Source organism: Amycolatopsis sp. (assembly GCF_035546795.1).
GTDB lineage: Bacteria > Actinomycetota > Actinomycetes > Mycobacteriales > Pseudonocardiaceae > Amycolatopsis_E.
Genome location: NZ_DASZWC010000003.1, coordinates 53,629 through 76,803, shown reverse-complemented (window position 1 = coordinate 76,803; position 23,175 = coordinate 53,629). Strand labels below are relative to the sequence as shown.

The 23,175-nt window shown below is 69.5% G+C and carries 20 protein-coding genes; 16 read left to right on the top strand and 4 right to left on the bottom strand.

Annotated features, from left to right (window positions below; translation table 11 throughout):
- Positions 1 to 4 precede the first annotated feature (4 nt).
- Positions 5 to 1,261 (top strand): ABC transporter substrate-binding protein, encoded by a 1,257-nt coding sequence (locus tag VHD82_RS03875; RefSeq protein WP_325697030.1) that lies wholly within the window; start codon positions 5 to 7, stop codon positions 1,259 to 1,261.
- A 4-nt stretch (positions 1,262 to 1,265) separates the two neighbouring features.
- Entirely contained in the window at positions 1,266 to 2,240 is a 975-nt protein-coding gene (locus VHD82_RS03870; protein ID WP_325697028.1) for a cyclase family protein, read from the top strand.
- Positions 2,241 to 2,266: 26 nt separating this feature from the next.
- Here VHD82_RS03870 and VHD82_RS03865 read toward each other — a convergent pair whose 3' ends face one another.
- Both VHD82_RS03865 and VHD82_RS03860 read right to left on the bottom strand, forming a co-directional pair.
- A complete protein-coding gene (locus tag VHD82_RS03865; RefSeq protein WP_325697506.1) occupies positions 2,267 to 3,385 on the bottom strand; it encodes a phosphotransferase family protein in 1,119 nt (372 codons plus the stop codon).
- 2 nt (positions 3,386 to 3,387) lie between these two features.
- Entirely contained in the window at positions 3,388 to 4,476 is a 1,089-nt protein-coding gene (locus VHD82_RS03860) for a TIGR03857 family LLM class F420-dependent oxidoreductase (RefSeq protein ID WP_325697026.1), read from the bottom strand.
- Positions 4,477 to 4,592: 116 nt separating this feature from the next.
- Here VHD82_RS03860 and VHD82_RS03855 point away from each other — a divergent pair, with 116 nt between their 5' ends.
- Positions 4,593 to 5,318 carry an SDR family oxidoreductase gene (locus tag VHD82_RS03855; protein ID WP_325697024.1) on the top strand — a complete coding sequence of 242 codons (726 nt, stop codon included), beginning with the start codon at positions 4,593 to 4,595 and terminating at the stop codon, positions 5,316 to 5,318.
- A 24-nt stretch (positions 5,319 to 5,342) separates the two neighbouring features.
- On the opposite strand, the gene VHD82_RS03850 is transcribed toward VHD82_RS03855, so the two are convergent.
- Complete coding sequence (locus tag VHD82_RS03850; protein WP_325697022.1) at positions 5,343 to 5,963, bottom strand: TetR/AcrR family transcriptional regulator; 621 nt, start codon at positions 5,961 to 5,963, stop codon at positions 5,343 to 5,345.
- Between the two features lie 111 nt (positions 5,964 to 6,074).
- On the opposite strand from VHD82_RS03850, the gene VHD82_RS03845 reads away from it, so the two are divergent.
- The 8 genes from VHD82_RS03845 (at position 6,075) to VHD82_RS03810 (ending at position 14,558) form a co-directional block, all read left to right on the top strand.
- Complete coding sequence (locus VHD82_RS03845) at positions 6,075 to 6,809, top strand: SDR family NAD(P)-dependent oxidoreductase (protein WP_325697020.1); 735 nt, start codon at positions 6,075 to 6,077, stop codon at positions 6,807 to 6,809.
- A 46-nt stretch (positions 6,810 to 6,855) separates the two neighbouring features.
- Positions 6,856 to 7,479, top strand: coding sequence for an NADPH-dependent F420 reductase (locus VHD82_RS03840; RefSeq protein WP_325697018.1), 624 nt, complete (start codon positions 6,856 to 6,858; stop codon positions 7,477 to 7,479).
- A 52-nt stretch (positions 7,480 to 7,531) separates the two neighbouring features.
- Complete coding sequence (locus tag VHD82_RS03835) at positions 7,532 to 8,035, top strand: 2Fe-2S iron-sulfur cluster-binding protein (protein WP_325697016.1); 504 nt, start codon at positions 7,532 to 7,534, stop codon at positions 8,033 to 8,035.
- Complete coding sequence (locus tag VHD82_RS03830) at positions 8,032 to 9,009, top strand: xanthine dehydrogenase family protein subunit M (RefSeq protein ID WP_325697013.1); 978 nt, start codon at positions 8,032 to 8,034, stop codon at positions 9,007 to 9,009. Before VHD82_RS03835 ends, VHD82_RS03830 begins: the two co-directional genes overlap by 4 nt.
- Positions 9,006 to 11,090, top strand: coding sequence for a xanthine dehydrogenase family protein molybdopterin-binding subunit (locus tag VHD82_RS03825; RefSeq protein WP_325697011.1), 2,085 nt, complete (start codon positions 9,006 to 9,008; stop codon positions 11,088 to 11,090). The genes VHD82_RS03830 and VHD82_RS03825 overlap by 4 nt, the downstream gene beginning before the upstream one ends.
- A gap of 85 nt (positions 11,091 to 11,175) precedes the next feature.
- Positions 11,176 to 12,075 carry a LysR family transcriptional regulator gene (locus tag VHD82_RS03820; protein WP_325697009.1) on the top strand — a complete coding sequence of 300 codons (900 nt, stop codon included), beginning with the start codon at positions 11,176 to 11,178 and terminating at the stop codon, positions 12,073 to 12,075.
- 81 nt (positions 12,076 to 12,156) lie between these two features.
- Entirely contained in the window at positions 12,157 to 13,374 is a 1,218-nt protein-coding gene (locus VHD82_RS03815) for an LLM class flavin-dependent oxidoreductase (protein ID WP_325697007.1), read from the top strand.
- Positions 13,371 to 14,558, top strand: a complete 1,188-nt coding sequence (locus tag VHD82_RS03810) for an acyl-CoA dehydrogenase family protein (RefSeq protein WP_325697005.1) — start codon at positions 13,371 to 13,373, stop codon at positions 14,556 to 14,558. Before VHD82_RS03815 ends, VHD82_RS03810 begins: the two co-directional genes overlap by 4 nt.
- Positions 14,559 to 14,560: 2 nt before the next feature.
- Here the strand turns inward: VHD82_RS03810 and VHD82_RS03805 are convergent, their stop codons facing one another.
- A complete protein-coding gene (locus VHD82_RS03805) occupies positions 14,561 to 16,855 on the bottom strand; it encodes a molybdopterin-dependent oxidoreductase (RefSeq protein ID WP_325697004.1) in 2,295 nt (764 codons plus the stop codon).
- A 120-nt stretch (positions 16,856 to 16,975) separates the two neighbouring features.
- Between VHD82_RS03805 and VHD82_RS03800 the strand changes: the two genes are divergently transcribed.
- From VHD82_RS03800 to VHD82_RS03780, 5 genes are read left to right on the top strand one after another with little or no spacing between them, the layout of a single operon-like run.
- Positions 16,976 to 18,619 carry an ABC transporter substrate-binding protein gene (locus VHD82_RS03800; protein WP_325697003.1) on the top strand — a complete coding sequence of 548 codons (1,644 nt, stop codon included), beginning with the start codon at positions 16,976 to 16,978 and terminating at the stop codon, positions 18,617 to 18,619.
- A 9-nt stretch (positions 18,620 to 18,628) separates the two neighbouring features.
- Positions 18,629 to 19,615: an ABC transporter permease gene (locus VHD82_RS03795; protein WP_325697002.1), complete on the top strand. Its 987-nt coding sequence runs from the start codon at positions 18,629 to 18,631 to the stop codon at positions 19,613 to 19,615.
- Entirely contained in the window at positions 19,612 to 20,454 is an 843-nt protein-coding gene (locus VHD82_RS03790; protein ID WP_325697001.1) for an ABC transporter permease, read from the top strand. The genes VHD82_RS03795 and VHD82_RS03790 overlap by 4 nt, the downstream gene beginning before the upstream one ends.
- Entirely contained in the window at positions 20,433 to 22,097 is a 1,665-nt protein-coding gene (locus VHD82_RS03785) for an ABC transporter ATP-binding protein (protein WP_325697000.1), read from the top strand. The genes VHD82_RS03790 and VHD82_RS03785 overlap by 22 nt, the downstream gene beginning before the upstream one ends.
- Entirely contained in the window at positions 22,094 to 23,173 is a 1,080-nt protein-coding gene (locus tag VHD82_RS03780) for an LLM class flavin-dependent oxidoreductase (RefSeq protein ID WP_325696999.1), read from the top strand. Before VHD82_RS03785 ends, VHD82_RS03780 begins: the two co-directional genes overlap by 4 nt.
- The last annotated feature ends 2 nt before the right edge of the window (positions 23,174 to 23,175 follow it).

Sequence of the window (23,175 nt, the reverse complement as noted above, 5' to 3'; positions counted from 1 at the left end):
CGCCGTGAAACGCCGTGCTCTCGCACTCCCCGTCGCCTGCCTGGCCGTTCTCCTCGCCGCTTGCGGCAGCACGACCGGGGTGTCCTCTTCGAACACCGACCCGGGCCCGGTGATCGCGCTTCCCACACCGTCGGCGCCGGCGAGCGGCAAACCGCTGCAAGTCTTTTATTTCAACGAAGAAGGCGCGTCCGCCGCGGCCAGCTCGCCCGAGAGCTACCAGGCCGCGGAGGCCGCGGTGGACTACATCAACAAGAACCTCGGCGGTGTCAAGGGCCGGCCCTTCCAACTGATCCACTGCGCGTCGCTCGGTACGCCGGACAGCGTCACCAACTGCGCCAACAGGGCCGTTGACGCGAAGCCCGACGTCGTGGTCAACGGCACCGACACCGCCAGCGCCGCGGCGGTGCCGATCCTGGCGGGCGCGAACATCCCGTTCATCAACCTCAACACCGGTGACCCCGCCGCGCTCACCGACCCGAACACCTTCGTGCTGACGGCAGGCAACGCGCCGCTGCTCGCGGGCCCGATCGCCTACGCCAAGGAACAGGGCTTCAAGAACGTCGGCGTGATCTACACGAACGTCACGTCGCTCACCAACGCCGTCGACTCGGTGGTGTCGAAGTTCGCGGCCCGCGAGGGAATCAACCTGACCACCGTGCCGGTCCCGGTCACCACAGGCGATCTGACACCCGCCTACAGTTCGCTGCTCGCCAAGAAGGTCGACGCCATCGAGGTGGTCACCAGCACCGGGCAATGCGCGGCCGCGCTGAAGGCCCGGCAGTCCCTGGCCGACACCCACCCGCTGTTCATGTCCACCCCGTGCAGCGGCTCGCTCACCACCGTGCCCAGCAGCGTGTCCGACAAGACGATCATCCTGACCGCGGACACCTCGGCGGTGGCGACCAACAAGGACACCCAGCTCTACCGGGCGGCGATGAAGGCGTACCAGCCGGGCGCGGAAACCAAGAACTTCGCGCCGCTCGGCTTCGCCTCGATCATGGACCTGTACAACGCCCTCGAAACGACGACCGACCCGGCTTCCCTCGACGCCGCTTCGGTGAAGAAGACGCTGCAGACCGCGAAGCAGGTCCCGCTGTTCCTCGCCGGTGACACCACCTTCACGTGTGGCCAGCACCTGTTCGCGAACGCGCCGTCCGCGTGCATGGGCTCGGTCTTCCTGGTCAAGTACGACGCGGGCGCCGGCACGTTCACCCTGACCAAGTCCTACGACATGGCCCAGCCCCTGAACGGGATCGCCTGACCACATGGAGAAGTCACCTCCGTCCGAAGAGGACGTGCTGCACTACTTCGAACGGTTCAGCAATTGGGGCAGGTGGGGAGAAAACGACCAGCTCGGGACGATCAACCACATCACGGCGGCGGTCCGCGCCGACGCTGCGCGGTTGATCACCTCGGGCGTGCCGATCTCCTGTGGACGTCCTATCGAGACAGGCACGACGGCCGAGGACGTGCCGGGGGCGGCGCCACCACACCGTTTCATGCTGCGTTCGGGCGAGGGCCTGCGCGATCCCGCGCGGGTCCCGCCGCCGGGCTTCGCCCCGGACGGACGGCTGGCGGCGGCATCGGAGTATCTCGGCTATGCCGCGCACGGCTACCGGATCACCCACCTCGACGGCCTCTCGCACGCGTTCTGGGACCACCACATGTACAACGGCGTCCCGGCCGAGCGGGTGAACGCGCACCAGGGCGCGGGCCACCACGGCATCGAGAACTACCAGGACGGGATCGTGACGCGCGGCGTGCTCGTCGACGTGCCGCGGCACCGGGGTGTCCGGTGGCTGGAGCCCGGGGACGGCGTGACCGGGCCGGAGGTGCGCGCCATTCTCGCCGAGCAGGAGGTCGAGGTACGGGCGGGCGACGCCCTGCTCCTGCGCACGGGTTACGGCCGCAAACGAGCCGAGCTGGGCGCCGACCCGCCGGAAACCGGCAGCGCCGGGTGGGACGCCTCCTGTCTGCCGCTGTTCCACGAATGGCAGATCTCGCTCTGCGGCGCCGACACGGCGCAGGACGTCAGGCCGTCGCCGTACCCCGGCATCCGGTCGCCGATCCATGCCGTCGGCCTGGTCGCGATGGGGATGCCGCTGATCGACAACGCCGACTTCGAACGCCTGGCCGCCCATTGCGCGGCGCAGCACCGGTGGTCCTTCTTCTTCACGGTCGCTCCCCTGGCCGTCACCGGCTCGACCAGCTCCGCCGTCAACCCCCTCGCCGTCTTCTAACGGCGGGCGGGCCGGGTGCGCGGGTGTCAGGGGGTGGGCGGGCGGCGGTGTTTCAGGTAGTCGGGCGAGAGGTCCGGGACCGGGAGGCCGAGCCGCCGGGCGAGCATCTGCGTCATCGTGTTGTCATGCGCCATCCGGGTGCCGGGCTCGATCCGTCCACTCCGGACAGCGGCATCCGCCTGCCGGATGAGGGTGATGGCGATGAAGAGGCATTCCAGGATCTCGAAATAGTCCAGATCCGCCACCGTGACACCGGAACTCCGTTGGTACCACTCGACGATGGTGTCGTGACCGGGATAGCCCGGCAACGGATCGATGCCGACAGCCGTCGTCGCGAATTCGTCGAAGATCAACCAGTGGGCGAGGTCGATCCCGCGCGGCCCGAGCGAGGCGGTCTCCCAGTCGAGCAGAGCGCTGACGGCGAGCGTCTGCTCGTCGAACATCGTGTTGCCGAGCCGCGCATCCCCCCACAGCAGAACGGGCTCACCCGCGTGCACCGAATCGGCGCGGTCCAGCACATAGGTCAACGCCGTGTCGATGATGTCGAACTTCCGCCCCTTCGCCGCCCAGCGATGCCACCGCTCGGTGTGGGCCAGGTGCGCGGCCAGATCGGGTTCCGAGTCTCCGTCGCGGCGCAGGAAATCGTGTGTCCGCCGCCAATCCACCGCGTGCAGCCCGGCGAGGGAGTCGATCGCCGACGCGGCGAGCCGTCGCCGCCGCCCGGCGTCCAAGGTCGGCAGCCAGCCGACCACGTGGATCGACGGTTTGCCCGCCGGCACCGAGCCGCGCATCTGCTCCATGACGAAGAACGGCGCACCCAGCAGGGCCGGATCCGGTTCCACCCATCGCACCCGCGGCACGGGCACCTTCGGATACCGGCCGAGTCCTTGCAGGACACGGAATTCGCGCACCGCGTCCGGTGCGAGGAAGATCCCGTCGGGCTCAGGCTGCACCCGCAGGACGAAGGCGCCGCCACCGCGCTTCCACGACGCGGTGAACAGCAGAGTCTCACTCGACTGGCCGACCCCGGCCCGCCGCAGGTTCTCCACGGTGACGGGGCCGGCCGGTTCGCCCTCGTCCTGTGAGACACGTTCGGCCAGCCATTGCGCGAGCCGGTCGGCGTCGAGCGTGCCCGAGGTCCGCATCGTCACGCCCCCACTCGCTGGATGTGCCGCATCAGCGGGCCGAGCTTGGCGCCCACGACCCCGTGCAGGATGATCTCGTCCGCGCCCGCCTGCCGATACCCGGCGAGCCGCCGGGCGCTGCCGGCTACCTCTCCCGCGATGGCGCCGGAGGGCAGCCAGTCCGCGGGCATTCCCGCGCACAGCTCCACGAGTTGCTTGCGGCTCAACTGTTTGTCGGCGGGCAGCCCGTCCAGCTCGACGAGCGCCTGCTGGTTGCGGTAGCGCGCCAGGTCGTCCGCGCTCCAGTGATTGGCCGCGGCGATGGCGTCGCCCAGCCCGTCCACCGACAGGTACCCCGCGCTCCGCGCCCGGATGGCCTCGTCCTCGTCCGCCTTGCTGACGCCAGGGGCGACCAGCACGGTGGCGATGCAGCGGACGCTGTCCGGATCGCGCCCGCTTTTTTCCGCCGAGTCACGCAGGAGTTTCGCCGACCGCTCAACGGCTTCCGGGGTGAGCAGCGGATGCAGGATCACGCCGTCGAAGGCGCGGCCGGCCAGTGCGATCGTCTTCGGGCCGACCGCGGCGAGCAGCAACGGCGGCGGGGCGAGATCGAGGACGACCGGCAGCCGCAACCGTGGGAAACCGCCCAGCGGCCCGTCGTAGGCGACCGTCTCGCCGGACCACAGCCGGTGCAGGATGTCGGCGAGGTCCCCGAGCGACCGCAGGGTGGGCGCGGGCGCGCCGTAAGCCCGCCAGCGCCACATCGCCGATCTGCCGAACCCGAGCCGGAAACGCTCGCCGGTGAGTGACTGCAGGGTCTGCCCCATCGAGGCCAGCACCATCGGGTGCCGGAGGTAGGGATGCGTGATGGCGGCGCCGATCCGGACGTGGCCGGTGACCTGTCCGACGGCCGAGGCGAGCGAGGGAAGGTCCTTCGTGTCGTAGCGCTCGCCGATCCACACCGCCCCGAGCCCCATCCGCTCGGCCGCGACCGCCTCGTCCAGTCCCGCGCGCGGATCGTGTGCCGCGCCCGGAAGAAGGTAGGAGCCGAGGACGTCCGCGAGACCGCGCGGCGGCACGGTGGCATCTGTCGGCACGCTGTCTGTCGTCACAAGTTCGACGCTATGGCCGCCAGCATTTCGGCGAACTGTCGAACGCGCCGGGATCTTGCGCCCGCGATCTCCCTGGTGCCACCGTGCATGGCGGGGGCGGACCGAGGGAGTGGCCGTTGAACCGCATCGCACTCGTCACCGGGGCCAACAAGGGAATCGGCCTGGAAATCGCGCGCGGCCTCGGCAAGCTCGGCATCACGGTCGTGGCCGGCGCCCGCGACGCCGAGCGAGGCGAGAAAGCCGTGCGGGAGCTACGAAACGGCGGTGCGGACGCGCATCTGGTACAGATCGACACCACCGACGACGCCTCCGTGGCGCGCGCCGCGGCGCACCTGGACGAAACCTTCGGCAGGCTCGACATCCTGGTGAACAACGCCGGCGTCAAATACGAGTTCCATCCGGCGCCGCCCAGTCAGGCGTCGCTCGACGTCGTGCGCCGGACGTATGCCACGAACGTCTTCGGCACGATGGCGGTCACCCTTGCGATGCTCCCGCTGCTGCGCCGGTCGGACGCCGGGCGGCTGGTCAACCTCTCCAGCGGGCTGGCCTCGATGACGCTGGCCGGCGTCGCAGGGTCCACGCACGCGCAGAAGTGCATGTTGAGCTACAACACGTCGAAGGCCGCGGTCAACTCGATGACGGTGCAGTTCGCCAACGAACTGGCCTCGACGCCGATCAAGGTCAACGCGGTCGATCCCGGCTACACGAACACCGCCATGACACACCACGACGGCGCACGGACGGCGGAGCAGGCGGCCCGGACCGTGATCATCTACGCGACGCTGCCCGACGACGGCCCGAGCGGGGGCTACTTCGACGAGTCCGGACCGCTGCCCTGGTGAACGACCGTCGCCGGAGCCACGCCCTCACCGCCGAGCTGGTGTGGGAATGGCAGCTGGTGTGGGAATGGCATTGTCGATGAGGACGGCGGCGATGGCGGCGGCGGTCGGGAAGGTTTCGGTGTTGAGGGCTCGGTTGCGAGCCGAGGCGCCATCGAGGAGCAGCGCCAGTTGTTCGCCGAGCTGTTCGGGGTTGGTGGCGCCGGCTTCGCGTGCGGTTTCCGCGAGCCGTGCGGCGACGGCTTTTTTGTAGTCGTGCGCGCGTTGGCGTGCGGGGTGGTGCGGGTCGGGGATTTCGACGGACGCCGCGATGAAGGGGCACAGTGGCGTGATCTCGTCCGGTGTCGCGGTCGTAGGCAGGTCGAAGGCCGCGAGGAGTCGTTCGCGAGGCGTGACGTCGGCGCGGTCGAACACTCCCGGCATGACGTCGGGATCGAATCGGCGCAGGTATTCGGCGACAAGTTCGTCCTTGCCGGCGAAGTGCTGGTAGGCGGTGCGCTTCGACACCTGGGCCAGCGCGCAGAGCTGATCCATGCCGGTCTGGTTGATGCCTTGCTCGCGGAACAGTTGTTGTGACGCGCTGAGGATCCGCTCGCGCGCGCCCCTGCCGCGGCGCAGGCCTTGGGGGCCCTTCTCCAACTCCGTCATACCGCAAGCATAGCCCCATTGGGTAACGCCCGGTGTACATAGCTTGCGTTCCGGCCGATCGCCGGATACGTTAAGCACACAGGTTGGTATACATAATCGGATGGAGTGATCGTGGGAAAGCTCGATGGCAAGGTCGCGGTGATCACGGGCGGAACAAGTGGCATGGCACTGGCCGGCGCCAAGCTGTTCGTCGACGAAGGAGCGCATGTTTTCCTCTCGGGCCGGCGGCAGGAAGCGCTGGACGACGCCGTCAAGCTGATCGGGCGGAACGTGACCGGCGTGCGGGGCGATGCGGCCGACCTGGCGGATCTGGACCGTTTGTTCGACACCGTCAAGCAGGAAAAGGGCGTGATCGACGTGTTGTGGGCCAGTGCCGGGACGGGCGAGCAGCGCAGGCTCGGCGAGATCACCGAGGAGCACTTCGATGCCGCCTTCGGGCTCAACGCGCGCGGCACGCTGTTCACGGTGCAGAAGGCGCTGCCGTTGTTCAACGACGGCGGCTCGATCTTCATGACCGGGTCGAACGCGTCGGTCAAGGGCTATCCCGAGTGGAGTGTGTATGCGGCGAGCAAAGCCGTGCTGCAGGCCTACGCCCGCGTGTGGCTGTCCGAGTTGAAGGACAGGCGGATCCGGGTGAATGTGCTGATGCCCGGTCAGGTCGCCACGGCGAAGCAGGAGGAGTTGTTCGACGAGGCGACGAAGCGGCAGTTCGAGTCCCTGATCCCGCGAGGAGAGATGGGCCGCCCCGAGGAGATCGCTACGGTCGCGTTGTTCCTCGCCTCGGACGACTCGAGCTACGTGAACGGGATGGAACTGGCCGTCGACGGCGGCACCGCCGCGATCTGAGCGGCGCGGTCAACCTTTTCGATCCTCAGTCAGGATGGGACAACTCATGAGCGGCATCAGCATCATCGGCACCGGCAACATGGCCCGCACCCTCGGCGCGCTGGCGGTAGCGGGCGGCAACACCGTCGAGATCATGGGCCGCGATCGGTCCAAAGCCGCCGACCTGGCCAAGGCTCTCGGCGGCAGCGCCACGACGGGAGAGTTCGGCGCCGTCCCAGCCGGGGACATCGTCATCGTGGCCTTGTTGTACACCGGCGTCGTTCCGGTCGTCGCCCACTACGGAGACGCACTCGCGGGCAAGGTCATCGTCGAAATCAGCAACCCGTTCAATTCCGCGGCCAACGGGCTGGCCCACGGCGAGGGCACCTCGATCGCGCAAGAAGCCGCCAAGGTGGCCCCCGCCGGCGCCAGCGTGGTGAAGGCCTTCAACACGATCTTCCGCCACGTCATGGAGAAGGGCCGACCCGCCGTCTTCATCGCCGGCGACGATCCACAGGCCAAGGCGGGCGTGGCGGCGTTCATCGAGAGCCTCGGGCTGCGCCCGCTGGACGTCGGCGACCTGAAAATGGCGTACTGGCTGGAAGGAGCGGGGGTGGTGACGATGGGCCTCGCCCGCCACGGCGTGGGGAACCGGGACTTCGCCCTCGGCGTCACCGAACTTCCCGGCTGAGCCACCGGCGCCGCGCGGTTTCGACTCGTCCCGGAAGGGGAAGCCGGTTTCGGTGGAAGCCGAGATCACACTGCGGGTCGATGGCCGCGTGCACCACGTCACGGTCGACACCCGGACGACACTGCTGGACGCCTTGCGTGAGCGGCTGGGGGTGATGGCGCCGAAGAAGGGCTGCGACCACGGGCAATGCGGCTCCTGCACCGTGCTGCTCGACGGTCGCCGCGCGACGACCTGCCTGACACTGGCGGTGGCGGAGGACGGCGCCGAAATCACCACCGCCGCCGGGCTCGGTGACGAGGCGAACCTGCATCCCGTGCAGCAGGCGTTCATCGACCACGACGGTTTCCAGTGCGGCTACTGCACTCCCGGCCAGATCTGCTCGGCCGTCGGCATGCTCGAAGAGGCCGCCGAAGGATGGCCCAGCGCGGTCACCGAGGACCTCGCGGGCGAGGTTGTGCTGGACCGCAAGGAGATCCGGGAGCGGATGAGCGGAAACCTGTGCCGCTGCGGGGCGTACGCCGGCATCGTGGACGCCATCGCCGAGGTCTCGTCATGAAACCGTTCGACTACCGGCGCGCCGCGGACGTCGACAGCGCCGTGGCCATGATCGACCGGCATCCGCACGCGGCTTTCCTCGGTGGCGGAACCAATCTGGTCGACCACCTCAAGCTCGGCATCACCAGTCCCGATCTGCTCGTCGACGTCAGCAAGCTGCCGCTGGACCGCGTCGAGCCGCTGCCCGGCGGGCGCGTCCGGATCGGCGCGACGGTGCGGAACAGTGACCTCGCCGCCGACCCGCTGATCCGGCGCCGCTATCCGGTGTTGGCGCAGGCGTTGCTCTCGGGCGCTTCGGGACAGCTACGCAATCTGGCGACCACTGGCGGGAACCTGTTGCAGCGCACCAGGTGTGTGTACTTCCAGGACGTCACCACGCCATGCAACAAGCGGGAGCCCGGCTCGGGCTGCTCCGCCATCGACGGCTATACCCGCTTCCACGCGATTTTGGGCGCCTCCGCACACTGCGTGGCCGTCCACCCCTCCGACATGGCCGTCGCACTCGCCGCGCTCGACGCGACCGTGCAGGTCCGTGGCCCGGATGGGGAGCGCGCTATCCCGCTCGCCGACCTGCACCGGCTGCCCGGCTCGGAGCCGCAGCGTGACACGGTACTGGAACACGCCGAGTTGATCACCGCCGTCGACCTGCCGCAGTTGCCGCCGGGCGCACGGTCTCGTTATCGCAAGATCCGGGATCGCGCGTCGTACGCGTTCGCGTTGGTGTCCGTTGCCGTTGTCCTCGAGGTGCACGAGGGCACGGTGCGTGATGCCCGGGTTGCCTTCGGCGGGCTGGCCCACAAACCGTGGCGTGCCTACCGCGCCGAGGACGTGCTGCGGGGCGCGCAGGCGACCGACGAAACCTTCCGGCGTGCCGCCGACGCGGAGCTGGCAGCGGCCGAGCCGTTGCGGGACAACGCTTTCAAGATCCCGATGGCCCGCGGCGCGTTGATCACCACGTTGCGGGAGCTGTCATGACCGAGGTGCTGCCCGCCCACGCCATCGGCGAGCCGCTGGCGCGCCTGGACGGACCGGCCAAGGTGACCGGTACCGCCCGCTACGCCTTCGAGCAGCCGGTGACCGGCCCGGCCTACGTCCACCCGGTCCAGGCGAGCGTCGCCCGCGGCCGGATCGTCGAGCTGGACACGAGCGCGGCCGAAGCCGAGGACGGGGTCATCGCCGTGCTGACACCCGAAAACGCGCCGCGCCTGGCGTCCACTGAGGACGGTGAGCTGGCGATCCTGCAGTCCCCGGAAATCGCCTTCCGCGGCCAGCTGATCGGCGCCGTGATCGCCGAAACGTCCGAGATCGCGAGGCACGCGCAAAGCCTGGTGCGGGTGCGCTACGACGAAGCACCACACGACGTGGCACTCCGGGCGGACCGCGCCGACCTCTACGCGCCGGAGCAGGTCAACCCCACGTTTCCCACCGACACGGCGGAAGGCGACGTGGAGTCGGCGTTGTCCGAGGCGGACGTGACGGTCGATCAGACGTACACGACACCGATGGAACACAACAATCCGATGGAGCCGCACACCACTGTCGCGGTGTGGCGGGGCGACGAGCTCACGCTTTACGACTCGACGCAGGGCACGCACGCGGTCCGTGCGGCCATTGCCCCGGTGCTCGGCCTGGATCCGGGCCGCATCCGGGTGATCGCGCCGCACGTCGGCGGCGGCTTCGGCGCCAAGGGCACCGCCCATGCCCACCTGGTGCTCGCGGCGATGGCGGCCCGGATCGTCGCGGACCGCCCGGTCAAACTGGCGTTGACCCGGCAACAGATGTTCTCGCTCGTCGGCTATCGCACGCCCACGATCCAGCGGATCCGGCTCGGCGCGGACGAGTACGGGCGGCTGTCCGCGATGAGCGTCGACGTCGTGGAACAAACCTCGAAGATCAAGGAGTTCGCCGAGCAGACGGCGATCCCGAGCCGCAGCATGTACGCCGCGCCGCATCGTCGCACCAGCCATCGGCTGGCCGCGCTGGACGTGCCGGTGCCATCGTGGATGCGGGCGCCGGGGGAATGTCCCGGCATGTTCGCGCTGGAAGTCGCGATGGACGAACTCGCGGCCGCCTGCGGCCTGGACCCGATCGAACTGCGTGCCCGCAATGAGCCGACCGTCGATCCCGAGTCCGGCAAACCGTTCTCCAGCAGGCATTTGGTGCAGTGCCTCCGCGAAGGCGCGCGCCGGTTCGGCTGGGCGGAACGCGATCCGCGACCGGGCACGCGGCTGGCAGACGGGTGGCTGACCGGGACCGGGGTGGCCGCCTCCACCTACCCCACGCACAGCATGCCCGGCAACGCCGCCACCGTTCGCTACGGCGGCGACGGGCGCTACCGGGTCGAGATCGGGGCCGCCGACATCGGCACCGGCACGTGGACGGCGCTGAGCCAGATCGCCGCGGACGCGCTCGAGGTCGACGTCGGCCGGATCGACCTCGCGATCGGTGACAGCGCACTGCCCTCCGCCTCGGTGGCCGGCGGCTCGTCGGGTATCAACTCGTGGGGTTCCACCATCGCCGAAACGGCACGCGCCTTCCGCGACAAGTACGGCGCCGACCCGGATCCGGGCGACGAGGCCGACGGTTCGCTGCCCGGCAACCCGAACACCGACCGCTTCGCCATGCGCGCGTTCGGTGCCCAGTTCGCGGAGGCCCGGGTCCACGCCGAGACAGGGGAAATCCGGGTTCCCCGGTTGCTCGGCGTGTTCGCGGCAGGCCGGATCATCAACCCCCGCACCGCCCGCTCGCAGTTCCTCGGCGGGATGACGATGGGGCTGTCGATGGCGCTGCACGAGCACAGCACGCTGGACGAACGCTTCGGCCACGTGGTCAACCACGATTTCGCCGAGTACCACATCGCCACCAACGCCGATGTCGACGAGCTCGACGTGTGCTGGCTCGACGAGCACGACCCGTATGTCAACCCGCTGGGCACCAAGGGAATCGGGGAAATCGGCATCGTCGGCGCGGCCGCCGCCATCGCCAACGCCGCCTACCACGCGACCGGGCGCAGAATCCGGGACCTGCCGATCACCGCCGACAGGTTCCTGAGCTGACCGACCCTGACGGGTGCCGCGCAAGGGTCGATCGGCCCCGTCCCAGATAGCGGTCGGCCCCCACGGCCAATGCTCTAATCGAATCATGACGAACTCGCTCGACCTGGAACACTTGCGCACGCTGATCGCGATCGCCGAGTGCGGCGGGTTCAGCAAGGCCGCCGCCGTGCGTCACATCAGCCAGCCCGCGTTGAGCCAGCACGTACGGCTGCTCGAACGCGGCCTCAAGCGCAAGCTCTTCGAGCGCGAAGGGCGCAACATGCGCTTCACGCACGAGGGTGAGCGGGTGCTGGCCGAGGCGCGGCGGATCATCGAGGTCCACGACGCGTCGTTGCGCCGGCTCGATGCCGAGCGCGACCGGACGATCGTCGTCGGCTCCACCGAGCACAGCGCCGAACAGATCCTGCCGGAGATGATCAAGGCACTGCAGGGCGCGTTCCCCGACTACACCACGCGGTTCGAGATCGGCCGGTCCACCCGGCTCACCGACGCCGTCGGCAAGGGCGCGGTCGATTTCGCCTTCGTGCTCGACCCCAGCGGTCAGGGCGCCGGGCGCCTGGTCGGGAAACTGCCGCTGGTCTGGTACGCGGCGCACGGCTGGACTCCCCCCGCACCCGGGGAGACCTGGCCGCTGATCGCGTTCGAGGAACCGTGCGGCCTGCGCGAGCGGGCGCTCACCGTCCTCTCCGGAGAAGGGCATCACGTGTCCGTCAGCGCGCAGTCCACGACGCTCGAAGGCGTCCTCGCCGGTGTCCGGGCGGGTCTCGGCGTAGCGCTGCTGCCGAGCGCGGGTGGACGGCCGGCCGAGTTGAGCGTCCGCTCCGATCTGCCCGGCGCGGGCACGACCCACCTGCGGATGGTCGTGCGGCGCGGGCTGGCCGCCGACGTGGAGCAGACCGCGCTCCGCGCCGGTGTCGAGTTCTTCTCACAACGACCGCATCTCCAGCTCGTCCCGCCCGCGGCCGACGCCGCGCGGGGAGCCTGACGGACCGGTAACGCGGGCTTATCGATATTCATCACGCACTTGTCTTGGACGGCGCCGAAGATCGCGTCCTACGGTCGGATCGTGACCAGCGCACCCGTGTTCGACCAGAAGATCCCCGCGACCGCGTCCGGCAAGGTCGAGTTCATCAGCCTGTCGCACCTCAACCCGTCGACGGAGCTGAACCCGGTCCCGACCAGGGGCATCGACCTGAAGTACTTCCGCACGTACGTACGGGCGCTGGAGGACGGCGGGTTCGACTACACCCTGCTGCCCTACGGGTCCGGCAGCGCGGACTCGTTCGTCGTGGCGTCCGCGGTCGGCCAGCTCACCGAACGGATCAAACCGATCGTCGCACTCCGGCCCAACACGACGCATCCCTTGGTGGGCGCCCAGAAGCTCGCGACACTGGACCAGCTGACCGAAGGCAGGGCGGTCGTGCACCTGATCTCCGGCAGCAGCGACGCCGAACAGGCGCGGCACGGCGACTACCTCCCCAAGGACCGCCGGTACGCCCGCACTTCGGAGTACATCGATCTGCTCCGCCGGGCGTGGACCGAACCGGAACCGTTCAGCCACGACGGCGAGTTCTACAAGTTCGACGGCTTCGGTCCCGGGTTCGCGCCCTATGACTCCCCCATCCCGGTCTCCATCGGCGGCCAGTCGGACGAAGCGTTCCGGGTCGGCGGTGAAAAGGCCGACGTGTTCAGCTTCTGGGGCGAACCGCTGGACGACCTGCACGGCGAAATCGAGCGGGTACACGCGATCGCCCGCTCCGCCGGGCGCGCCACGCTGCCCCGTATCTGGGTGACCTTCCGCCCGATCATCGCGAAGACCGACGAACTGGCCTGGCGGAAGGCGCACGAGTACGTCGCCAAGATCGCCGACACGTTCGGCCGGTCCGCCTACGGCAAGCAGCGTCACCAAACGGGTGCGCCCCAGAACGTGGGCTCGCAGCGGGCGCTGGCCTTCGCGGAGAAGGCCGAGTTGTACGACCGCGCACTGTGGACCCGGACCGCTGCCGTCACCAACGGGGCCGGGGCGTCCACGGCTCTCGTCGGGTCTCCCGAAACGGTGGCCGCCGCGATCCTCGATTACGTCGACCGCGGCGCGGATCTGGTCAGCATCCGCGGCTACGACACGCTTGCGGACGCCGTCGACTACGGCCGCTCCGTGCTTCCGTTGGTGCGCCAGGAACTCGCTCATCGTGAGGCGACCGGTCGGCGGGGCACTCTGCAGGCGGACCATCTCGGCAACTACGCCGAAGACTACGGGCGTTACGCGACGGCGGGCACCGCGTGACGAGTACCGCGCCAGTGTCCCGCCTGCCCGTTCCGGACCTGACGGATGAAGCGCTCGCCACGGTCGCGGCCGAGATCGCGGAGACAGCGCCGGAGTACGACCGCACCGGGGACGTGCCGGTCCGCGGGCTGGCGATCGCTCATCGCGCCGGCCTGCTCACCGCGACCGTCGGCAGGCAGTACGGCGGCCGGGGATCGGGGCCCGGCGAGACGGCCCGCATCCTCACCGCGCTCGGCGAGGGCGATCCTTCGGTGGCGTTGATAGCGGCGAACACCCTGGCAGCACACAGCGCCCAGGCCGCGAACGGGCATTGGCCGGCAAAGTTCTACCACGACGTGCTGCGCCGCTCCGCCGAAGGACCCGCACCGGTCAACGCGATCCGCGCCGAACCCGAGCTGGGCGCCCCGGCACGCGGCGGCCTGCCGAAGACGAGGCTCAGGCGCACCCGGTCCGGCTGGCTGCTGGACGGCCACAAGTCTTACGCCACCGGAGGAACCGCGCTCGCCTACCACTCGGTGTGGGTGGTCGCCGACGAGCCGGGCGGCGACCCCGCCGCGCCGCGCGTCGGGCACGCGATCGTGCCCGGGGACCTGCCGGGCATCACCTGGGTCGACACGTGGGACCATCTCGGGCTGCGCGCCTCGAACACGCACGATGTCGTCTACGAAGGTGTCGAGCTTCCCGAAGACGCGTTCGTCGAGATCCCGCGGGGAACGGACGGCGTCTACCGGGACCCCGCGGCCATGGCCGGTCCGGGCAGCTTCGGCCATCCGGCGCTCTACGTCGGCGTAGCCAGGGCGGCCCGGCGGGCGTTCGCGGAGTTCGCGCGGGCGCGGGTACCCGCCGCGCTCGGGAAGCCCATCGCCGCGACCGAACGGATCCAGTCCGTCGCCGGCGAGATCGATCTTCAAATCGCCCAGGCGGAAACCTTGCTGCACGGCGTACTCCTGCGTATCGAGGCCGGTGATACGGCTGTGCTCCCCCAGTTGTCGGTGATCAAGGTGGCCATCGCCCGCGCCGCCGTGGCAGCCGTGCAGACGGCGGTCGCCGCGCTCGGGAACCCCGGGCTGTCCCGCCGCAACTCACTCGAGCGCCACTTGCGCGACGTCCTCTGCGTCCGTGTCCACCCGCCGCAGGAGGACGCGGCGCTGGCCGCCGCGGGCAGGCGTGTGCTGGAGGTCTGAGTTCAGGTCGAGAGGGCCGGCGGTTCGTGTGCGCGCACCGGCGGCAAGGGCCCGTCGTACTTCGCGACGGCAACCAGCACGTGCGCGCCGCTCGTGGCCTGGGTCAGTGTGGAAGTACCGACGTCGCGGGTGAGCACGTTCACGTTGCCGTGCACGCAATCCGCGATCTCCGGCGCGCTCGGGTCGAACCAGGCGCCGGTGTGCATCTGCGCCACACCGGGCAGGAGCGCGTCGGTGACGACCACGCCCGCGAGCAGGCTCCCCTGCGCGCTGCGCACGAGCGCGACGTCGCCGTCGGTGAGACCGCGCGCCGCGGCGTCGGCGGGGTGCAGCCGGAGCGGTTCCCGGCCGGCGACCTTGGTCGACTGGCTGGCGGCGCCCATGTCCAGCTGGCTGTGCAACCGATGCGAGGGCTGGTTGCACAGCAGGTGGAGGCCGAACTCCCGCGCGAGCGGCGCGCCCCACCACTGCGCCGGTTCCCGCCATTCCGCGTGCCCCGCGAAGTCCGGCAGGCCGAAGCCCGCCAACGTCTCCGAGAAAAGCTCGATCCGGCCACTGGGTGTCTCCAGCGGATGGGCCACGGGATCAGCGCGGAACGCCGCGAAAACCGTGTCCTGGTATGGGTTCTGCGGTAGCGGTACGCCACCGTCACGCCAGAACTTCGCGAACGGCGGGGCGGGCGGCGCGTCGGGCTGGGCCCGCCACTGCTCGTAGATCCGCTCGAGCCACTGCCGCGAATCCAGGCCCTCGGCGAAATCCTCCCCCAGCCGCCGCGCCAATTGCGTGTAGATCCACAGCTCCTCGCGGGCTTCACCGAACGGCGCGACGGCGCGGGGTGATGCCCGCAGACGGCTGTCACCCGCGCCCGCCGCCAGGTCGTCACGCTCCAGTGTGCCCGCGACGGGCAGCACGATGTCGGCGTGCCGGGCGGTCGGCGTCCAGTGTGTCTCGTGCACGACGAAGGTGTCCAAACGGGACAGAGCCTGCCGGAGCCGTCGCAGATCCTGGTGGTGGTGGAACGGGTTACCGCCCGCCCAGTAGGCCAGCTTCGTCTCGGGAAGCCGCAAATGTGTTCCGTTGTAAGGGATTTCCTCGCCGGGGTGCAGGAGCAGGTCGCTGATCCGGGCGCAGGGGATGTAGTCCGGAACCGGATTGGCGCCCTGCGGGAAGGTCGGCAGCCGCGCGCCCGCGACACCGACGCCGTAATCCCCCATCGACCCGAAACCGTGCGAGAAGCCGCCGCCGGGAAGGCCGATCTGGCCGAGAAAGGCGGCGAGCGTGAGCCCCGCGAAGACGGGCTGCTCACCGCGTTCCCCGCGCTGCAACGAATACACGATGTTGACGAGCGTACGGCCTGCCGCCATCCGGTGCGCGAGCCCGCGGATCACCTCCGCCGGAGTCCGGCTGATCCGTTCGGCCCACTCGGGGGTCTTGGCGATCCCGTCCGTCTCACCGAGTACGTACCGCCGGACCGCTTCGGCCCCGACGGTGTACTTCGCGAGGAATTCCTCATCGCTGAGACCGTCGACCACGAGGACATGGATGAGCGCGAGCAGTACGGCGGTGTCGGTCGCCGGCATCACGCCGACCCATTCGGCGCCCACCTCGGCGAACGCGTCGTCCCGCTGGGCCGAAACCGACACGACTTCGGTGCTGCGGCCCATCTTCCGCGCCAGCCCGGACCCGACGTGCCGCGCGTGTCCACCGGGCACCACCCACGTGTTCGAGCGGCGCAGCCCACCGAAACTGACGAGCAGGTCCGTGTGCTCGGCGATGTCGTGCCAGGACACCGGTTTGTACCGCAGGCCGAGCATCGCCGGCGCGCCGATCAGGTGTGGGAGCAGCACCATGCTGGCGCCGCGGCTGTAGTCGTTGACGGACCGGGTGTAGCCGCCGAGGGTGTTGAGGAACCGGTGCAGCTGGCTCTGCGCGTGGTGCAGCCTGCCCGCGCTGCCCCAGCCGTAGGAGCCGCCGAAAATCGCCTGATTCCCCGCGCTGGAACGGATCCGCTCCAGCTCACGCGACGCGAGATCGAGCGCGGTGTCCCAGCCGACCTCGACGTACTCCCCTGCCGGCGCACCGCGCCCGGTGTCCGGGCCCGGCCCGTTTTCGAGCCAGCGGCGGCGAACGCTCGGGCGCGCCACCCGGGAACGATGCCGGTGCGCGCCGGCGACGTTGCCGATCGCGGGTGCGGCATCGGGGTCGTCGCTGTGCGCGGCGACGATCTCGCGGCCGTCGGCGGACGCCTCGACCCGGTAGGTTCCCCAGTGCGCGCTGGTCTCCTGCGTGCGGCTCACCCGCCCGATGTTAAGTGCGCCAAGGCCGAGACCGACCGGATCGTCCATCAGACTCCTCGATGGGTTTCGATCCCGAACTCGTCTTGGACCGCGCCATGATCCCGCTCCTAGATTCCTGCCGTGCAGACTTCCCGCGCGGCGCGCCGCCTATTCCGGACGATCGCAGGCCTCGTCACCGTGATCGCGCTCGCCGCGTGCGCGCCCGGCGGGGCGAACTCTTCGGACGGTTCCGGCGCGCCCAAGGCCGGTGGCGACATCACCTTCCTCATCGATTCGCTCGGCGACACCTGGATTCCCAACAACAGCTCCATTTCCAGCTTCCAGGGGCATATCTGGGGCCAGATCACCGACAAGCTGGTCTACGTCGACGAGAACGGCGCGGTCAGCCCGTGGGTCGCCCAGAGCTGGGACCAGAACGCCACGGCAACGGAGTTCACCCTGCACCTGAAGCAGGGCGTCACATTCTCCGACGGGACCCCGCTCGACGCGGCCGCGGTCGTCGCGAACCTCGACATCTGGGCGAAGGGCGATCCGGCACGGGGCATCAACCCGATCGGCCTGTTCCCGAAGACCTACGACCACGCGCAGGCGGTGGACGCGAACACGGTCAAGGTGTCGTTCAAGGCCCCGACGCTGGGTTTCATCCCGACGCTGGGGTACCACGGCTCGATCCTCGTCTCGCCGAAGTCGCTCGCGCTGCCCGCCGGCGAACAGGCCGACCTCGCCAAGGACATCGGCAGCGGCCCGTTCGTCGTCGAGTCCTGGAAGGAGGGCGACAGCGTCGTGCTCAAGAAACGCGCCGACTACAACTGGGGCCCGGCGGCGCTGAACCACCAGGGCGCCGCCTATCTGGACTCGATCACCTACAAGATCGTCGCCGAGCCGTCGCTGCGCACCGCGGCCGTCCAGTCCGGCCAGGCCGACGTCGCCTACAACCCGTCGCCGCAGGAACTCGCGTCGTTCAAGGACCAGGGCTACACCACCGCGACCCCACGCTACCTGGGTTTCGTCAACGGTTTCGCGGTCAACACCAAGGCCGCGCCGTTCGACGACCTCAAGGTGCGCCAGGCCCTGCAGCACGGGATCGACCGGGCCCAGATCATCTCGACCGTCTACACCCCGGACTGGCTTCCGGCGAAATCCTTCATCCAGAGCAACGTTCCCGGCGCGACCGACCACAGCGCGGACTTCGCCTACGACGCCGCGGAAGCGAACCGCCTCCTCGACGAGGCGGGCTGGGTGAAGGGTGCCGACGGTGTCCGCGCCAAGAACGGCAGGCAACTGGAACTGACGCTGTACCCGAACCCGTACCTCGCGACCTCCAAGTCGGTCGACGAGCTCGTCGCCCAGCAGCTCGGCAAGATCGGCTTCAAGGTGACTCTGCAGGCGTTCGACGTGGTCAGCTACACCACCCGCGTCAAGGTCGCGAGCCCGACCGTGCCCGCCTACGAGGTCACCCGCAGCTTCATCGACGCCGGCACGGTGGCCGGGGTGCTCACCGACGCGAACAAGGGCGAGAACTGGTTCGGCCTCGGCCAGAGCGATCAGCGGCTCGTCCAGCTCGGCAACAGCGTGGCCAGTGCCAGCACCGTGAACGACCGTGCCAAGGTCCTCGACGAACTGCAGGGTTACGTGCTCCAGCAAGGGTATTTCGTTCCGCTCACGCAGATCGTCCAGCGGATCTACCTGCAGTCGCCGAAGCTGAAGGGCGTGTCCTACAACGGTCTCGCCTATGCCGACTACTACACCGCCTGGCTCGGCTGAGGCACCGACGTGAACCGCGACTACCCGACCTACGCGCTGCGGCGCGTCCTGCAAGCGGTCATCGTGATCCTGCTGGCGTACGTGTTCACCTTCCTCGTGATCAGCGTGCTGCCGGGCGATCCGGTGACGAGCACGCTGCGCAACCCGCAGAACGGGTTCACCGAGGAGCAGATCACCCGCCTCGTCTCCTACTACGGACTGGACCGGCCGGTGTACGTGCAGCTGTGGGAGTCGTTGTCCCGCTTCGTGACCGGCGACCTCGGCGTCTCGCTTCGTACCAACCTGCCGGTGAGCCGGATGATCGGCGAGGTGCTCCCGTCGACGCTCGTGCTTGCGGCGTCGGCGCTGGGAGTCGCGCTGGTTCTGGCGCTGGCGATCGGGTTCGGCACGCAGTACGTGCCGAGGCGCTACGGACAGGGCGTGCTGCGGGCCTTCCCGTCGCTGTTCCTGTCGGTGCCCAACTTCGTGATCGGCCTGCTGCTCATCAATCTGTTCGCCTTCGGACTCGGGCTGTTCCGGGTGATCGACTCCGAAGGCGGGGCGGCGACGTTCTTCGCCGCGATCGCGCTGGGCATCCCGGTTTCCGCGCAGGTGGCCGAGGTGCTCATCACCAATCTCGACCACGAGGCGCGGCAGGACTACGCGTCGGTCGCCCGTTCCCGTGGCCTCGGCCAGGGCCGGTTGTTCCTGCGCCATCTGCTCAAGCCGTCGTCGCTGCCGGTGGTGACCGTCCTCGCGCTCACCGTCGGCGAACTGCTCGGAGGCGCCGTCATCACCGAGACGGTGTTCGGCCGCACCGGCATCGGAAGTCTCGTGGAGGTCTCCGCGACAACGCAGGATCTTCCGGTGCTGCAAGCGATCGTCTCGCTCGCGGCCGTGGTTTTCGTGCTGGTGAACCTGATCGCGGACCTGGTGTACCCGCTGCTCGATCCCCGCGTGCGGCTCGGGGGCGGGCGACCGGCCCGGCGTGGCAGGGCGGAGGCGGCGGTGTCATGACAGTCTCCGCCGTCTCGTCCGCGCGACCCGCTGCCCGCCGCTGGTCCGGCGCCCGGATCCCGCCCACCGTCGTGCTTTCCTTCGCGGTCGTGCTGATCGTGCTGTCGTGGTCGGTCGTGCCCGGCCTGTTCACCAGCCAGGATCCGGTCAACGGCGTCCCGGCGCAGAAGTTCCTCCCGCCCGGCGCGGCCCATTGGTTCGGCACCGACAACCTCGGCCGTGATCTGTTCAGCCGGGTCGTGCACGGCACGGCGTCCTCGGTGTCGAGCGCACTGGTCGCGGTGGGGATCGGCGTCGTGATCGGCGGCCTGATGGGCCTCGCCGCGGGGTTCGTGGGCCGCTGGGTCGACACCGTGTTCTCCCGGCTGGTGGATGTACTGCTGGCGATCCCGCCCTTCCTGCTCGCCATCGTCGTGGTGAGCGCACTCGGCTTCGAGACCATCAACGCGGCGATCGCCACCGGTGTCTCCGCGGTGGCGGTCTTCGCCCGCGTGATGAGAGCGGAGGTGCTGAAGACCCGGCGCGCGGTCTTCGTCGAAGCCTCCTACCTCCAGGGCGGCTCCCGCTGGCACATCCTCGCGCGCCACGTGCTGCCCAACGCGTCCCGCTCGGTGCTCGCGCTCGCGGTGCTCCAGTTCGGACTGTCGATCCTGCTGATCGCGGCGCTCGCGTTCCTCGGGTATGGCGACCCGCCACCGGCCTCGGACTGGGGTCAGCTCATCTCGACAGGCAAGAACTTCCCGCTCGCGCCCTGGCTGGTCTACGCGCCCGCGCTCGTCACGATCGCCACCGTCCTCTCCGTGAACAGGATCAGCCGATGGCTCCGCAAGACCGACTGACGCTCGACCGGGCCGAGACGCCCGCCGGCCAGGCCAGTGACGCGCGTGCTTTGCTGCGGGTCGAGCACCTCTCGGTGGCCTACGGCACGAACGAAGTCGTCCACGACGTGAGTTTCGGCCTCCGGCGGGGTGAGACCCTCGCACTCATCGGCGAGTCGGGCTCCGGCAAATCGACCATCGCCCGCGCGGTACTCCGCCTGCTGCCACCGGGAATCGGTCGCGCCACCGGCCGGGTCGAGTTCCAGGGCCAGGACATCCTTCCGCTGCCCGAACGGCGTTTCCGGCCACTGCGCGGCCGCGGCATCGGTTTCGTGCCACAGGATCCGGGCAACGCATTCAACGCCGTGCGGAAGATCGGGGCGCAGGCGCAGGAGGCCGCCGCGCTGCTGGACGAACCGGGCTCCTTGCGGCGCAAGGAACTCATCCTGGAGACCTTCGCGCAGGTGGGACTGGAAGACCCGCAGCGCGTCTACGACTCCTACCCGCACCAGCTTTCCGGCGGCATGTTGCAACGTGTCCTCATCGGACTGACCGTGCTACCACGGCCGGAGCTGATCGTCGCCGACGAACCGACCTCGGCGCTGGACGTCACCATCCAGAAACTCATCCTGGACCTTTTGTCGAGGCTGCAACGGGAACTGGACATCAGCCTGGTGCTGATCACCCACGACCTGGCGATCGCCGCGGAACGCGCGGACTCCTTGGTCGTGCTCAAGGACGGTGCGGTGCAGGAGGCCGGCGACACCGCGACGGTGTTCTCCGCACCGGCGTCGGACTACACGCGACGGCTGCACGAGGACGTGCCGGCGCTCAACCCCGACCGCTACCGGCACCTGCGCGACACCGGCAGAGCGGATTCGGGAGAGCTACCCAAGATCGAGCTGCGCGGTGTGACGAAAGCGTTCACCGTCGAAGGCCGCTCACTGACCGCCGTCGACAACGCGTCGTTCACCGTGGCGGCGGGCACCACCCACGCGCTGGTCGGCGAATCCGGTTCGGGGAAGACGACAGCCATCCGGCTGCTGCTCGGGCTGGAGCAACCCGGCAGCGGAACCATCACGGTGGCGGGCGAGGAAGTGTCCGGCCGCTCGCACACGGCACTGCGGTCGATCCGTAGACAACTGCAACTGGTCTACCAGAACCCTTTCACCTCACTCGATCCGACGTGGAAGGTCGAGCGCCTGGTCCGCGAACCGCTCGACCAGTACCGCATCGGAACCCGCGCCGAGCGAACGGCGCGTGTGCGCGAAGTGCTCGACTCCGTCGGGCTGGCGGAAGACCTGCTCTCCCGCAAACCCGCCGCGCTCTCCGGCGGCCAACGGCAACGGGTCGCGATCGCCCGGTCGCTGGTACTGCGGCCGGACGTGCTGGTGCTCGACGAACCGACCTCGGCGCTCGACGTCAGCGTGCAGGCCGGCATCGTCGAAGTGCTGCTGTCGCTGCAGGCCGAACTCGGCCTGACCTACGTCTTCGTCTCACACGACCTCGCGCTCGTGCGGCAGTTGGCGCACACCGTCTCGGTGATGCACCGGGGCCGGATCGTGGAGAGCGGCCCGGTCGGTGCGATCTTCGACGACCCGCGGCAGGACTACACCCGTGCCCTGCTCGACTCGATTCCCGCCCGCGCCGGAGGAGTTCGATGAGCTTCAGGACCAAACAGCGGCTCGGCTTCAACACGCGGGTCTCGTTCGACGACGACGCGGGCCCGGAACACGGGATGCGGGACGGTGTCGAACTGTTCAAATCCGCCGAAGCGCTGGGCTACCAGTCCGGCTGGGTGTACCAGCGCCATTTCGACCACTACCTCTCGTCGCCGCTGCCGTTCCTCGCCGCCGTCGGGCAGCACACGCACCGCATCACGCTCGGCACGGCGGTGCTGCCGATGCGGTACCAGGAACCGATCCTGCTCGCCGAGGCCGCCGGCACCACGGATCTGCTCGTGGGCCACCGGCTCGAACTGGCCGTCGCCACCGGCGCCAACGCCGCTTTCGACGTGGTCTTCGGCACCGTCGGAACCGACGCGCGAACCGAGGCGCAGCAACGGCAGCAACGGTTCCTGGCCGCCGTCGCCGGGGAGACGTTGCACCTCGTCGACGGCCCCGGCCAGGGCGCACCGGTGGGTACCGAACTCAAGGTCACACCGCACAGCCCGGGCCTGCGGCGACGACTGCGGCAAGGCGCGGCAAGCCTCGGCTCGGCGTTGCGGGCCGCCGAACTCGGCATCGGCCTGATCACCGGCACCGTCCTGCACGACCTCGCCGAGCACGAGACCTTCGGCGAATACCAGGCCCGCATCGTCGACGCCTACCGCACCGCCTGGCGTGAAAAGCACGGCACAGAGCCACCTCCGGTCGCCGTGGCGGCCTCGATCCTGCCCGGCACCACCGCCGAGCTGCGGGAGGTTTACGCCGCCTACGACCACCAGCGGCGTACCGAGGGCATGCAAGCCTCTCGCCCGAAGGGTGCGCTGGATCCCGTCGTGACAGCGGATCTCCCCGCGGGAACCCGCATCAGCCCGGTCTTCCACGGCGCCCCCGGCGAAGTCACCGAAGCCGTGCTGGCGGACCCCGGCCTGGCGGCGGCCGACGAGATCGTGCTGTTCCTGCCACCGGCGTTCGGCCTCGCGGAGAACATCCGGCTGCTCACCGACCTGGCGAACACCGTCGCGCCGCAGCTCGGCTGGACCCCGGCGCCGTCGCGGCGAGGACCGCGCCGGTAGCG